This is a genomic window from Bacillus sp. RC252 (assembly GCF_044909215.1).
Classification (GTDB): domain Bacteria; phylum Bacillota; class Bacilli; order Bacillales; family Bacillaceae_G; genus Bacillus_A; species Bacillus_A mycoides.
The window spans coordinates 369,526-384,049 of the sequence record NZ_JBIYDV010000002.1 but is presented as its reverse complement, the minus strand read 5'-3'; the positions used below and the strand labels follow the sequence as shown (position 1 = coordinate 384,049).

Below are 14,524 nucleotides of genomic sequence, written 5' to 3'. Positions count from 1 at the left end.
AGGGATAGTGCCCTCTTTTTATATAAAAGGAGAAGGTTTAAATGAAAAGAGTGTTAGCTGTATTCTTTACGATAATGTTTATGATTGGTACAGATACTTTCTTAATTTCACCACTTTTGCCGACATTACAACAGGTGTATCATGTATCAACTGAATTATCAGGATGGATGGTGAGTTCATATGCTTTAGGATACGCTGGATTTGCGCTTATCGCTGGTCCTATATCAGATGGCTTAAACAGAAAAAAAGTGATGGTATTAGGAATGAGTTTTTTTGCATTAAGTACATTTTTGTGTGGAATGGCACCGAGTTTTTTATGGATGCTAACATTTAGATTTTTAGCAGGTGTAAGTGCAGCTTTTGTATCTCCACAAGTATGGGCATCTATTCCGTTCCTTATAGAGAAGAAGCAAATTGTAAAAGCAATTGGAATTGCAACAGCAGGGTTATCAATCTCCCAAATTTTAGGACTGCCAATTGGAGCATATTTAGCAACGATACATTATACAACACCATTCTTCGTCATTGGTATATTATCAGCACTACTTGTCGTTCTTATGTATGTTACATTACCAGAAATACAACCAGTTCAAATAGGTGGAAATGAAAAAAATATATTAAAGCGCTATAAGCAATTACTTAGAGATTCAAAGGTTTCACTTTCTTATTTTGCATATTTTGTTTTTCAAACTGGTAATTTTGCAGCATTTTCATTCTTTGGTGTGTGGCTCTCCAGTCAATTTGGCTTACAAGTTCATGAAGTAGGTACAGCTATGCTCGTATTAGGATTAGGAAATTTAACCGGTAACATTTTAGGGCCGAGAATCGTAAATAAAATTGGTTATAACCTTTCTTTCTATGGTGGAATTGTATTTACAGCAGTGCAATATGTCATACTTCCTCATTTAAAGAACATTATATTTGTAGAGTTATTTTTCTTTGTTTTATTTTTTATGACAGGAATTTTGTTTGTATTGATGATGGGGCGCTTACAAAATATGTCTAGTATAGCAAGAGGAACAGGAGCCGCTCTTGCTAATGCTTCTATGTATATTGGCCAAATGATTGGAGCGGCAATAGCAGGAATGTTATTTGCAGCATCTCACAATTTTATACTTGTAGGTAGTTTTACTGCGTTACTATATATAGGAGCTTTATTTTTGTTTAGAAAAAGTGAAAAGCTTAATGAAGATAGTGAAACAGGAATTGCATCATAAAGCCTTTAAAAATAAATCGGGGAAATCCAAAAAACAAAAAATCCCTAAAGAGATAGGGATTTATATATCGGCATATAGTTCCTTGGAAAAGGATATACTTAGTTTAACATATAGGACTACTTATATTTGTGAAATAGATGTGAAAGTAATGTGAAAAATGCCGTAATAAAAAGCACTGTTTTAGCTAAAACAGTGCTTTTCGTTTAGATTGAACTGTTGCCGCATTTTCATCATGTATTCCTGCTTCTTCAATAATTCGTTTTTTTACTTTATTTAATAGATGGTCTACTGCCTCACCAAAATAGTTAGCTTCGCTTTTTGTGCGGGCTTCTCGTAAACATTTATAGTTTTCTAGCAGTTCCTCTTTTTCGGTGTTTGTTAAGAAATCTTCTATTTTCTTTTTTGTCATACGAAACACCCTTTCTTCTGACAAACGACGCAATAGAAAATATTTATTTTTTATTATAACAATAATTTTTAGAGAAAGTATAGACTAACGTCGTAATAGTTTGTCAATTTCTTGGATTTTCTCATCAGCTTTCCCAATTTGCGTATTTTTAGCCTGTTCACCACCAAGAGCTTGGTGAAGTAAAAACGTTTGACCGGAAATAGCGGTCACAATGGAGACTTTTATAATTTCTTTTATTAAGGTGACATCGAATAAAACGAGTCCAAGAAGTGCGGCGAGGCTACCTGTAAAAATATCAGTTAAAAATCCAAAATGAAAAAAAGTTTTTAAACGGCGTGGAAGCAATAACTTGCCTTGGTTATTGATTAGATGGGAAACGAAGCCAGTAATGCCACCAACGAGAACTGCGGTTAGCCATTGATACATTTCCATCGAATCCACTCCTTTTAGTGAATAAGATTCGATAATTTTATATTGATTCCTTTTAATATTTCATATAAGCATATTGAGAAAGTTTGTTTAGGTTTATTCCGTATTCAATTTAATTATAACAGAAAAATCTGATATATTTCAGTCTATTATATGAAGCGGTTATTCCTTAATATGAATGTAGAAAGGGGTGCGTGATATGAATATAGATTATCGAATAAGAAGTGTAGATGGTTATACAAAAAATATAGGGGAATTAGTAAGCATGCTGGAACATACGAGGGCTGTAACATTACAGGAAATAAACGAGCTATCAGTTGAGCAATTAGATTTAATTATGCCGAGTGGAGGGAATTCCATCGGAGCGTTACTAAAGCATATAGCAGCTATTGAAAAAGCACATCAGCTTATTTCATTTCAAAAGCGTGACTTTACAAAAGAAGAATTAGAAATATGGGAAGATGCACTGTATTTAGGGGAAGCAGGGAGAACGATTCGTGGTCATGAAATACAGTATTATATACAACTTTTGCAAAGTGTTCGAGAAGAGTCGCTAAAGTATTTGAGTAAAGTAGATGATACATGGCTAATGTCAGAAAGAAAGTGGCCTAAAGGTGTAGCGTATAACCAGTACTATCTTTGGTTTCATGTGATAGAAGATGAAATTAGTCATCGTGGACAAATTAGAATGTTAAAGAAAAAGTTATTCGAAAATTACGTCAAATAAAGTAGCTTTTTAAATCGACATTCCATATAATGAGAGTAATTAAAATAAGATCGGAGTGATGTATTATGGCGAATATGACTGTAATGAATAATAAATTAAATACAAAGGTGGATGGAAAGGGCGATATTATATAAGATAGTTCGCAATCCTTCCACTTAGTACAAACTAGGGAGGATATTGATTTGAATCAAAATATTTTAGAATCATTCGGCTGGGATTCATTTTTTGAAGAGCAAGCTGTAGAGAAGAATTATGAAGTAGGGCGTATTTTACTTGAGCATAAGCATATATATCGCATTATTTGTAATGACGGTGAATATATGGCAGAGCTGTCTGGGAAGTTTCGGCATGAAGCGGTAACGAAAGGAGATTACCCAGCAGTTGGTGATTGGGTGTATATAAAGAAAATAGAAAATGAGAAAAAGGCAATCATTCATCGTATTTTTTCGAGAAGAAGTTCTTTTTCAAGACAAGAAGCTGGTAATAGAACTGAAGAACAAATAATTGCAGCAAATGTTGATTATTTATTTTTAGTGAATGCACTTAACCATGATTTTAACGTAAGAAGGTTGGAGCGTTATTTACTATTAGCGTATGAAAGTGGTGCAATGCCTGTTATTGTTTTAACAAAAAGTAGTTTATGTGAAGATGTGGAACAAAAAATTGTAGAAACGGAAGCTGTTGCAATTGGTGTTCCGGTCTTCGTCGTCGATAGTTTAGAGCATAGAGGTATTGACTCATTACAACAATTTGTTGCTTCAGGAAAAACAATTGCTTTAGTCGGCTCATCAGGGGTTGGAAAATCTACTTTGTTAAATGCACTCGTAGGAATTGAGATAGCGAAAACGGGAGATATACGTGAGGAAGATAGTAAAGGGCGGCATACGACAACTCATCGTGAGCTGTTCCAACTACCGAGTGGGAGCTTAGTCATTGATACTCCTGGCATGAGGGAGTTACAACTTTGGGAAGGAAGCGATGCAATCCAAACAACATTTTCTGATATTGAAGAATTTGCAAAAACATGCCGCTTTCGAGATTGTAAACATGAGAATGAACCAGGATGCGCAGTGCATAAAGCAATTGATAACGGGCTAATGACGATAAATCGTTTGCAAAGCTATAAAAAGTTGCAAAGAGAATTGGCGTATTTTATGAGAAAACAAGATGCTATTCTCGCAAGAGCTGAGCGTGATAAGTGGAAGAAGATTTCTAAACAACATAAAAAAATGTAAAAAACCAAAGGACTATTCCTTTGGTTTTTTGTATTTGTAAATTTTATAATAATATTATTCATATATATAGACAAAGGGAGAATATTTGTTTAAACTTTACAAGGTGTTTATCAAAAACGAATTGTAAAAATAGAGGATAGGGAATGGGATATATTCATAATTGGTTATTTATCTTTAAAACTTAATATTTAAATGTAGGAGGTTTATAATGAGTAAACTGTTAAGGTGGTTTCGAGATATAAAAGTAGCAAAAAAGCTATTAATTTCATTTTTGATAATTTTAATTGCGGCTGTCTCTATTATTGGAGGAATGTCTTATCAAACGGCTAAAAAGAATTTTGAATCACAAATTACGAGTAGTGCTCACGATAATATAAAAATATTAGATAATTTAATCAATCAAATGATTGAGGCGAAATTTAACGAAGTAAATAACTTTGCACGAGTGATTCATAGTGATATGTATCAAGGAGATAATCAAGATGAATTAAGAAAGGTATTATCTCAATATATTAATTTAAATAAAGATATTGAACAAGTATATGTTGCCGGCAATGATAAGAAGTTTGTGCAAGAACCAAATATACAAATGGCAGCAGATTATGATCCAACAACTCGTTCTTGGTATAAAGATGCAGTGAGTAAACAAGGTGGAATCGTGGTCACTGAACCGTATAAGGCGAAAGGAAATGGACATATTGTCGTAACGATTGCGAAACAAACAGAAGATAAAAATGGTGTTGTTGCGGTAGATTTAAGTTTAGAGAATTTATTGAAAACAACAAAGTTAATCAATATTGGTAAAAAAGGATATACTTTCATTTTAGATGGAAAACAAAAAATAATTGCGCATCCTCAAGAAAAACCAGGAGATAAAGCAGCTGATTCTTGGGCAAAGAGAATTTACGAAGATAATCAAGGCACTTTTTCATACACGTATGATGGTAGTGAAAAGAAAATGGTATTTGCTACAAACTTAAAAACAGGTTGGAAAATCGGTGGAACGATGTACTCAAATGAAGTAATTGAAGCTGCTCAGCCTGTATTTTATAATATGTTAATTGTTATGCTTATTTCATTAGTTGTAGGAGGGGCACTTATTTATTTAGTAACTCTTTCTATTACAAAACCTTTAAAGAGATTAGTTGCCACTTCTAAAGAAATAAGTGAAGGAGATTTAACGCAAACAATTGAAATTCATTCAAACGATGAAATCGGTCAACTTGCAAAAGGTTTTAATGAAATGACAGATTCACTAAGAACGTTAATTGGAAGAATTAATACTTCAGCAGGGCATGTTGCAGCTGCATCTGAAGAGTTAACAGCAAGTGTGAGACAAGCGAGTGAAGCGACTGAACAAATTACATTAGCAATGGATGAAATATCAAGTGGTGCAACGACGCAAACAGCAAGCGTAGAAAATGGTGCTATGTTACTGTTTGATGTAACAGAAGGGATTCAGCATGTAGCAAATAGCTCATCATCTATTAATACTGCTTCTGCTCACACTCGCGAAAAAGCAGAAGATGGTGGAAAGCTAGTTGGAAAAACAGTAAATCAAATGCAATCTATTGCGGAATCAGTTTCACAGTCAGATGCTGTTATTCAGTTGTTGAATAACAAATCAAAGCAAATTGGTGATATTTTAGAAGTTATTCAAAATATTGCAGATCAGACAAATCTTCTAGCTTTAAATGCAGCAATTGAGGCTGCAAGAGCTGGTGAGCATGGAAGAGGCTTTGCAATTGTTGCTGATGAAGTACGAAAATTAGCAGAACAATCTAGTGTATCATCAAGTGAAATTAGTAAATTAATTTGTGAAATACAAGATGATATGAGTAAGACAGTAAAATCTATGAATAATGTAAATGAAGAAGTGCAATCTGGACTTGTTATTGCAAATGAAACGAAACAAAATTTCACTGAAATTTTACAATCTACAAATGAAATTGCTGACCAAATTAAAACGATGGTTGAAACGGCTAATGGGATGTCAAAAGGTGCAAATGAAGTATCTATTTCGGTTGGTCAAATTGCTATGACGGCACAAAATAATGCGACGAGTACACAAAGTGTTGCAGCGTCAGCTGAGGAGCAGCTAGCTTCCATGGAGGAAATTGGTTCTGCAGCTGGTACACTATCTCAAATGGCTGAAGAGTTACAAGTATTAATTGAAAGATTTAAAGTATAAAAAGGGGAGGCTGTCTCAAAATAGCATTAGTGCTATTAGAGACAGTCTTTTAGCTGATAAACGGATTAGAGGTTCAATGTATTTAATGTTTGTCGAAAAATAGAGGAATTTGTTAAGCGGGTGTATAATTAATATAATATATACTACGTTTAAAGGAGATCAGTATGGGAGTGTATTGGGGAACGAAAAGATATTCTTGGCTTAGCTATGTCTCGTTTTGGTTAAGCATTTTATTCTTTGTTGCTTTTTTAATTGAAGTGTTTGTATTTAAAACACTTTCAAATAGCTCATTACAAATTGTTAAATACTTTTATTTTATATTTGTTCCATTAAATATCATTTTTAGTTTAAGGTTATTATTTAAGAATAATGAAAAGAAAATATTACCGATTTTTAGTTTAATTGTATCACTATTATTTGCAAGTTTAATTATAGTGTTAGCATTAGCAGCTACAGGAAAAATCTTATGAGGAGAGTGATATAAATTACTCTTCTTTTTTGTGGTTTTTTAAGATTTATAAGTAGTGTGTAGGAAATAAGGAAAGTGATAAGTTATCAGTAAGGGAACATACTAGTGAATAGAGAGTGAACTGAAAATATTATATGTTTTGTATGTGTTTATAAAGCAAATGAATGCAGTAAGATTCGTGATATATGGTACAATAAACATGGATAGTGATAGAGATAAAGGGTATATAAAATACTCATCGTTTTTTAGTAAGAGAGGGGTTATCTTATGCTGTACGAGGATTTGATGACATTATTCCAAGCTGCTCCGATAGAATTAGATAGAGGCGGCTGGAAATATATAATCCAGGAACAAAATGATAATTATGAAATTGTTGATGAAATGTTAAAAAAGCAAATGAATGTTGAATTGTATTTTAATGAGTATGATGAGGTGAAAATCACTTTATATAAAGATGGAAGCCCTATTACTACTATGCAAAGAATTGCTATTTCAAAAGTTGAGTTGGATGAAGAGGAAGACGGCATTCAATTCGTATTGGAACGCATGCCAAGTCGAATGATTCGTTTGCAATTAAAGCCATATCTTGCAGTAGAAATGGGGCCGTACTGGGAAGTATGTGAAGACTGTGAATGAAGATGAAAAACATCCGTATACACGGATGTTTTTTTATGTTTTTTGAAGTTGTTTAAAGGCAATAATCGGTAGTAAAATGATGCTCACCCAACCGATAATAGGGTATAGAATATGAAGTAATTCACTATATCCAATGAAACTAAAGCAATAACTAATTAGTAATATGAAGTAAATAATGTTATTACTTTTCCATCCGGTAATGGATTGCATTTGTTTTGTCATCCCGAACACATTACCAACTAAAGTTGTGAACACTTCACCGAAAATAATAAGAACAAAGAAAAAGTGAAAAGTTGCATTAAATCTTCTTATGACTTCAGCCATTGGGATATTGTATTGATAAAATTGGTCGACTGATAAGATAGCTAAATGGCTGCATAATAAAATTAAAGAAAGTCCTGCACCACCTAAAATTCCACCCCACAAAATGGCTTTTCGATCTTTTACTTCACTGGCTAACGGGACGAGAACGCTTTGGGCGAGCGAAAGATTTAAAGCGACATATGTAATAGGGCTAGTAATCCACTTCATATTCCAGCTCTCTGCAGGAATAGTATTACTAATAGGTGTTGTACTATGGAAAAAGGTTGTAATAGCGAGTCCGATAATAAAGATCATCATAATAGGTACGACAAGCGTATTTACTTCAAAAACACCTTGTAATCCCCGGCTCCCAATAATGAGACAGGCGATGACCGTGATGAAAATACCAAGTTGTCTCGGGAGGCGGAGTTGTTCTTCAAATACTGCACCGGCTCCTGATAACATAACGCTCGTTACACCAAATAATACGAGTAATAGTAATGTGTTTACGACATTTCCAAATACATCCCCAAATAAATATTTGTTGAATTCTTGAGCTGAGAATGCCCCTATTTGTGATGAAAGTAACATCATCTTTGTGCCGAGCCAAATAAAAAAAAATCCACTTATACATATGCCAATGGTTCCGTAAAATCCGTTAACTGTAAAAAATTCAACAATTTCGCGCCCAGTAGCAAATCCAGCTCCAACGACAGTTCCGATATAAGTAGCAGCGACTTTCTTTGCTACTTGCCATTGTTGATTGTCCATGTTATCCCTCTTTCTTCTATGATGAGCTTGACTTACTATTATGCATATGTGTGAGCTTGGACAATTAGACATGTGAAGTAGTTGAAAGAATACATGAATTATATGATATTAGGGAAATATTAAGGTTGTTAAAACTTTGTTACATATAAGCTGTTCATTCGGAAGAGTAGGAAATCTATGGTAAAATGTAATTAAGTTATTAAAAGATAATAATTATAAAATGATAAGAGGAGTGGATTGTATGAGTACGAAAACAAATGTTGTTGAAGTATTAAACAAGCAGGTAGCAAACTGGAATGTGTTATATGTGAAATTGCATAATTATCACTGGTATGTGACAGGACCACACTTCTTTACATTACATGAGAAATTTGAAGAGTTTTATAATGAAGCAGGGACTTACATTGATGAGTTAGCAGAACGTATTTTAGCGTTAAAAGGAAAACCGTTAGCGACAATGAAAGAGTATCTAGCAGCTTCTACTGTGAGTGAAGGGACAGGCAAAGAGTCTGCAGAAGAAATGGTACAAACTTTAGTAAACGATTTTTCTGCACTTATTCAAGAATTAAAAGAAGGTATGGAAGTAGCTGATGAAGCTGGTGATGAAACGTCAGCTGATATGCTATTAGCAATTCATACGACATTAGAACAACATGTGTGGATGTTAAGTGCATTCTTAAAATAAACATAAATTGATTAAAGAAAAACTCTATTGAAAAATTCTTTCAATAGAGTTTTTTGTGATTTTTCAGTTTTCTTTTATGCTATAATATAGTAAAAAGGAGGCGATACAATGTTTCGCTTTTTCAGAACTGGAAAAGAAGATAGGGAAATTACGAAAGATGAATTAGAACAAGCGATGGCGAAGTTTCTAGAAACGAATGCTAATATCGTTTATACAGTTTTAGTAAATGATGATTACACAGTAAATTATGATTTGTTAAAGCCCTATTTACCTGCATTTCCAACAAATTTTTTTCTGATAACGAAGGAAACGCTTGAAGTATTTGAACATACAGAAGAAAATTTAAACCTAGTTAAAGAAATTGATATCGTACAAAAGGCCGTAGATCAATATGTAACAGAAAAAGAAATGTTCCCAATTGTTGAAGATAGTGAAGATCGCCTCATATGCGGAGTGAAGCTAGGACCATATTTAAATCGTATATTAAAAAGAAACTTATATATTTCAGAAAAGCATTATTTAGTTTCAAGTAAACCAGATAAGAAAAAAAAGAATAGTGGGCAGATGTTATGAGAACAACAATAATATATTGTTGTCTTTTTTTGTTATTAAAACATTGATTTTTCAGTCTATTTAACTTTATACTACAACTAGTGGATAGGAAGGAGTGGTGTATTATGCGTATACATACATTAATTATTAAATATCATTCTGAGAATCAGGTATTGTTAAGTTGAATTGTAGAATTTATTTACTTATACCGTGACCCTAGAATGATAGGAATGTTGGAGAAACAATTATTATAAAAGGTTACGGGGGAATTTCTATATGAAAAATAGTATGACTTATATTAAGTTATTAAATGAAACGTTACATTGTTATGCAAATAAAGGAAGTTTTGAAGCGTATTCTTATATAATGAATAATGCTAAAGATGTAATGGGTAATGAAGCGCAAATATATAATTTTAAATATGCATTAGCAAGTGCAGCAGGACTTGAAGGAGAAGCGTTGCATTTAATGAAGAAAGCAATTATAGAAAATGGATTTTGGTACGGAAGTGAGTATTTAATTTCCGATGATGATTTAAAACCACTACATAAATTTGAAGAGTTTCATAGAATGGTTCAATTATGTAAAGAAAGAGAAGAATTAGCAAAGAAATCGGAACAAGCAGACGTGAAATATAAATACAGCAAACAAACTGAAAATCTACTAATAACACTGCATGGGGATCAAGAAAATATACAAATAATAGAACCATATTGGAACTCTGTAATGGAACAAGGTTTTATGCTAGCATTGCCTCAATCTTCCCAAATTCAATTTTCAGATGGATATGTGTGGGATAATATCGAAAGAGGAAGAGATGAGTTAAAAGGACATTACAATAAGATTAAAGTGAATAAAACATTTGGGAATATTATTATTGGTGGCTTTTCTGCTGGGGCAAGAGTAGCGTTACATTCCATGTTACAAGGTGAAATAGAAGTGAACGGTTTTATTTTTGTGGCACCGTGGCTTCCGGAAATGGAAGAATGGGAAGAGATGATTGGAATATTGCATGATAAAAGCATAAAAGGATATATAATATGTGGGGATCAAGATGAAGATTGTTTTGAAGGTACACAGCAATTTGTAACGTTATTAAAGGATAAAAATATAGAACATAAGTATAAAGTTGTGCCTAACTTAAATCATGATTATCCTCATAATTTTGATGAGTTATTAAAAGAAGCTATTGAATATATAGGAAGCAAAAACAATTGATTGGTAGTAAGAAAAGGAGATGCATCATATGTGATGCATCTCCTTTTCGTTATTATAAATTAAAAGCATCTGCCAATAGGCGATAAGAGTTTAATTTATGTTCAAATTGATGAGTAATCGTGACAATCATAAATTCGTCAGTATTATACGCTTTGCTTAAGTTTAATATTTTTTCTTTCACAGAAGACGGATCACCGACAATCATACGTTGACGATTTTCTTTTATGCGGAATAGATCATAAGCACTATACGAATAATTTTGAGCAGTTTCAATAGAAGGAGTACCAGTAGTCCGTTTTCCTTGTTCTAATAGTAAAATCGATAAATCAAGGCTTGATGCAATCTTCTCCGCTTCTTCATTTGTTTCTCCGCAAATAACAAAAATAGATACGATTGATTTTGGTTTATCACCTAAATAGGAAGGTTGGAATTGTTCTTGGTAAGCCTTCATTACTTCAGGGCCACCGTATCCGTTAATGAACTGTGCAAATGCAAAAGAAGCGCCTTGCTTTGCGGCAATCATTGCACTTTCTCCGCTAGAACCGAGCATCCACATTTCAGGAGATGTTGGGATAACTGGAGTAGCCTTTAAGTTTGCATAATGATGGTTTTCTGGTACTTGATCATGTAAGTACATAGCAACATCTGCAATTTGTTCTGGATATTGATCAAGTGAGACCATTTTACCTTCTTGAAGTGCGCGAGTTGCTATCGGCATACCACCAGGCGCTCTCCCGACACCAAGGTCGATGCGGCCCTTATAAAGTGCTTCTAAAACGCGGAAATTCTCGGCAACTTTATATGGACTATAATGTGGCAGCATAACACCACCAGAACCAACTCTAATACGGTCAGTTTTCGCGGCAATATGTGAAATGAGTATTTCTGGACTTGAACCAGCTAAGCTAACTGAATTATGGTGCTCGGATACCCAAAAACGTGTGAATCCGAGTTTCTCAACTTCTTGTGCAAGCGTAACTGTATGTGAAATAGCTTGGGCTGCTGTGCTACCATCTGAAATAGGTGATTGGTCTAATACACTTAATTTGATCATAGAATATACCTCTCAATCTTAATGTACATCCTATTATATATTTACTTACGAAAAATGCGTAATGAAATGCTCAAAAGGAAAAGTGAATAATTTTTTATCCGCTTTTAATGAAAAAACCCTCGTTCATAATGATTCATTTCGACTAAGTTTAATATATATTCGTAGTTATCAATTTCTAAATGTATTTGCTTGCGTTCTTCTTCAGTTAGTTTAACGCTAGTGAGTTTTTTACATAACTGCTGTTTCTTTAATTCTAAATGTTTTTTTGTAGCCTGATAATCGTAAGTACGTTTCATGTGTATCCACCCTTTCCATACAGTTACTATCTGTATGTTTATCATATGAAGTATGTGGAAGGGGGAGAGCTGCACCTTATGTATTTTTAGTGAATTTTCAAATTGTGGTGGTGTTATGTTTAAGTGAATTTATGAATAAAATGCACTAAACCACTAATTTGTATTTCATGAAGTAAGGGGTGGGATTGTGCAGAAAGATATAATGTTTAACAATGAGATGGATGAAACGTTAAAAGTTATAAATAAGGGATTGAAGAAGACGACACGTCCGAAACAAATCATTGTAGTAGGGGCTGGTATGGCTGGATTAGTTTCGGCATCTTTATTAAAAGCAGCAGGGCATGAAGTGAAGGTTTTTGAAGCGAACAACCGTGTAGGTGGCCGCATAGAGACAGTTAGGATGGAAGATACCGGATTATATTTAGATGTTGGAGCGATGAGAATTCCGTATTCGCATACATTAACGATGGCATATATAAGAAAGTTTGGGCTACAGGTGAGCCCTTTTATTAATAGGAATGAGACAGATATTATATACGTAAATGGTCGGGAAACGACATTAAAACAATACGAAAAAGATCCAAGTATTTTAAGATATCCTGTGGAAATGAATGAAGTTGGGAAAACGTCTGAGGAACTATTAATGTTAGCGGTACAGCCCATTATAAATTTTATAAAAAAGAACCCAGAGAAAAATTGGGATATTGTAGTAAAGGATTTTGGGAAATATTCTACAGGTCAATTTTTAAAATATCATCCTTATCAATATAATACGTATTTTTCGCCAGTAACGATTGAGATGATAGGTGTTCTATTAGATTTAGAAGGTTTTTTAGAAAGGTCATTCGTTGAGACGTTACGTTTTTTATATATTATGCAAGAGGAGAGCGGATTTTGCGAAATAATAGGTGGGAATGATAGATTACCAAAGTCTTTTTTACCACAATTAGAAGGAAATATTATATATAATCAAAAATTAATGAAGCTTCATCAACAAGCCAATAGTGTAACAGCCTATTACCGGAACGAGGAAACTTTTGAATATAGTAGTATTACAGGGGATTTAGTTATTGTTACAATTCCTTTTTCAACAATGCGATTTGTAGAAGTAGATCCATTTGATTCGATATCTCATGCGAAGTGGAAAACAATTCGCGAATTGCATTATATGCCAGCTACAAAAATAGGAATTCAATTTAAAAGTCGTTTTTGGGAGGAACAAGGGCAATTAGGTGGGAGAATTATAACAGATCTTCCTATACGTTATGCGTATTATCCAAGCCATGGAATCGGAGAGAAAGGGCCTGCTATGATGTTAGGAAGCTATACATGGTCTTATGATGCGTTGTTATGGGATGGGTTATCAAAGGGGGATCGTATCTATTACACACTACAAAATTTAGCAACAATATTAGGCGGTCAAGTATATGATGAGTTCATGTCTGGAATATCAAAGAGTTGGACATTAGATCCATATGCGCTTGGAGGGTTTGCACTATTTCAAGCTGGCCAAGAATCAGAATTACAGCCAGTCATTGTAAAACCTGAGGGGAGAATATATTTTGCTGGTGATCATACAACGCTGTATCACGGATGGATTCAAGGTGCGATTGAATCTGGAGTTCGTGTAGCGATGGAAGTGAATGATCAAAAAGTTTAAAATTCAGAAATTTCTTTACTGTATAACTTGAGATGGATATTATTATATATAAAAGAATTATAGGGAGTGTTTACAGTGAATCCGTTATTATTCGATTTTCCTTCTGAATTTTATACTGACAGGCTTTTTATTCGAATGCCAAAACCAGGTGATGGTAAAGTTGTATATGACGCAATTCAAGCTTCAATACAAGAATTAAAACCTTGGATGGTCTTTGCACAAAAAGAGCAAACAGAGGAAGAAATAGAAGAGAGTATTAGAAAATCGCATATTCAATTTTTGCAGCGTGAGGATTTGAGATTACTAGTTTTTTCGAACGAAACAGGTGAATTTATTGCATCTGCCGGATTACATCGTATTAATTGGGATATACCTCAATTTGAAATCGGGTATTGGATTGATTCAAGGTTTAGTGGAAAGGGCTATATGGTAGAGGCTGCAAAAGGTATAACAGATTATGCTTTCACTGAATTGAAAGCAAACCGCGTAGAAATTCGTTGTGATTCTCTAAATAAGAAGAGTAGAGCGATACCAGAGAAATTAGGCTTTAAATTAGAGGGTACTTTAGAAAGCGCGAGTGTTGCGGTGGATGGAAATGGATTAAGGGATATGTGTGTATTTGCAATGACGAGAAATACATATGAAAAAGAAGAGCTGTAAAGAAACAGCTCT

General features: G+C 33.8%; 16 protein-coding genes. 11 read left to right on the top strand and 5 right to left on the bottom strand.

Annotated features, from left to right (window positions below; all coding sequences use genetic code 11):
- Positions 1-41 precede the first annotated feature (41 nt).
- On the top strand, positions 42-1,217 hold the full coding sequence (locus tag ABH960_RS05000) for an MFS transporter (RefSeq protein WP_404443257.1): 1,176 nt from the start codon (positions 42-44) through the stop codon (positions 1,215-1,217).
- 184 nt (positions 1,218-1,401) lie between these two features.
- Here ABH960_RS05000 and ABH960_RS04995 read toward each other — a convergent pair whose 3' ends face one another.
- Both ABH960_RS04995 and ABH960_RS04990 read right to left on the bottom strand, forming a co-directional pair.
- Positions 1,402-1,626: a hypothetical protein gene (locus ABH960_RS04995; RefSeq protein ID WP_002012407.1), complete on the bottom strand. Its 225-nt coding sequence runs from the start codon at positions 1,624-1,626 to the stop codon at positions 1,402-1,404.
- Between the two features lie 84 nt (positions 1,627-1,710).
- Positions 1,711-2,058: a DUF4257 domain-containing protein gene (locus tag ABH960_RS04990; protein ID WP_000426320.1), complete on the bottom strand. Its 348-nt coding sequence runs from the start codon at positions 2,056-2,058 to the stop codon at positions 1,711-1,713.
- Between the two features lie 196 nt (positions 2,059-2,254).
- Between ABH960_RS04990 and ABH960_RS04985 the strand changes: the two genes are divergently transcribed.
- The 5 genes from ABH960_RS04985 to ABH960_RS04965 all read left to right on the top strand — a co-directional run bounded on the left by ABH960_RS04985 (position 2,255) and on the right by ABH960_RS04965 (position 7,313).
- Positions 2,255-2,782 carry a DinB family protein gene (locus ABH960_RS04985; RefSeq protein WP_404443253.1) on the top strand — a complete coding sequence of 176 codons (528 nt, stop codon included), beginning with the start codon at positions 2,255-2,257 and terminating at the stop codon, positions 2,780-2,782.
- A gap of 182 nt (positions 2,783-2,964) precedes the next feature.
- Positions 2,965-4,017 (top strand): ribosome small subunit-dependent GTPase A, encoded by a 1,053-nt coding sequence (gene rsgA / locus ABH960_RS04980; RefSeq protein WP_002126970.1) that lies wholly within the window; start codon positions 2,965-2,967, stop codon positions 4,015-4,017.
- A gap of 208 nt (positions 4,018-4,225) precedes the next feature.
- Positions 4,226-6,208 (top strand): methyl-accepting chemotaxis protein, encoded by a 1,983-nt coding sequence (locus ABH960_RS04975; RefSeq protein WP_404443249.1) that lies wholly within the window; start codon positions 4,226-4,228, stop codon positions 6,206-6,208.
- A gap of 164 nt (positions 6,209-6,372) precedes the next feature.
- Positions 6,373-6,678, top strand: a complete 306-nt coding sequence (locus ABH960_RS04970; protein WP_404443246.1) for a hypothetical protein — start codon at positions 6,373-6,375, stop codon at positions 6,676-6,678.
- A 266-nt stretch (positions 6,679-6,944) separates the two neighbouring features.
- On the top strand, positions 6,945-7,313 hold the full coding sequence (locus ABH960_RS04965) for a DUF3979 family protein (RefSeq protein WP_002086098.1): 369 nt from the start codon (positions 6,945-6,947) through the stop codon (positions 7,311-7,313).
- Between the two features lie 33 nt (positions 7,314-7,346).
- Here ABH960_RS04965 and ABH960_RS04960 read toward each other — a convergent pair whose 3' ends face one another.
- Entirely contained in the window at positions 7,347-8,387 is a 1,041-nt protein-coding gene (locus ABH960_RS04960) for a YkvI family membrane protein (RefSeq protein ID WP_002064968.1), read from the bottom strand.
- 241 nt (positions 8,388-8,628) lie between these two features.
- Between ABH960_RS04960 and ABH960_RS04955 the strand changes: the two genes are divergently transcribed.
- The 3 genes from ABH960_RS04955 (at position 8,629) to ABH960_RS04945 (ending at position 10,842) form a co-directional block, all read left to right on the top strand.
- Positions 8,629-9,072: a Dps family protein gene (locus ABH960_RS04955; protein WP_002126976.1), complete on the top strand. Its 444-nt coding sequence runs from the start codon at positions 8,629-8,631 to the stop codon at positions 9,070-9,072.
- Positions 9,073-9,180: 108 nt separating this feature from the next.
- A complete protein-coding gene (locus ABH960_RS04950) occupies positions 9,181-9,645 on the top strand; it encodes a DUF3939 domain-containing protein (protein WP_000488199.1) in 465 nt (154 codons plus the stop codon).
- A 255-nt stretch (positions 9,646-9,900) separates the two neighbouring features.
- On the top strand, positions 9,901-10,842 hold the full coding sequence (locus ABH960_RS04945; RefSeq protein ID WP_404443241.1) for an alpha/beta hydrolase: 942 nt from the start codon (positions 9,901-9,903) through the stop codon (positions 10,840-10,842).
- A gap of 52 nt (positions 10,843-10,894) precedes the next feature.
- Here ABH960_RS04945 and ABH960_RS04940 read toward each other — a convergent pair whose 3' ends face one another.
- Positions 10,895-11,896 carry an LLM class flavin-dependent oxidoreductase gene (locus ABH960_RS04940; protein WP_002012419.1) on the bottom strand — a complete coding sequence of 334 codons (1,002 nt, stop codon included), beginning with the start codon at positions 11,894-11,896 and terminating at the stop codon, positions 10,895-10,897.
- Positions 11,897-12,000: 104 nt separating this feature from the next.
- Positions 12,001-12,192, bottom strand: a complete 192-nt coding sequence (locus tag ABH960_RS04935) for a DUF3896 family protein (RefSeq protein WP_282914753.1) — start codon at positions 12,190-12,192, stop codon at positions 12,001-12,003.
- A gap of 187 nt (positions 12,193-12,379) precedes the next feature.
- Here ABH960_RS04935 and ABH960_RS04930 point away from each other — a divergent pair, with 187 nt between their 5' ends.
- Positions 12,380-13,852 carry a flavin monoamine oxidase family protein gene (locus ABH960_RS04930; protein WP_033730283.1) on the top strand — a complete coding sequence of 491 codons (1,473 nt, stop codon included), beginning with the start codon at positions 12,380-12,382 and terminating at the stop codon, positions 13,850-13,852.
- Between the two features lie 75 nt (positions 13,853-13,927).
- Positions 13,928-14,512, top strand: coding sequence for a GNAT family N-acetyltransferase (locus tag ABH960_RS04925; protein WP_002126982.1), 585 nt, complete (start codon positions 13,928-13,930; stop codon positions 14,510-14,512).
- Positions 14,513-14,524: the final 12 nt, after the last annotated feature.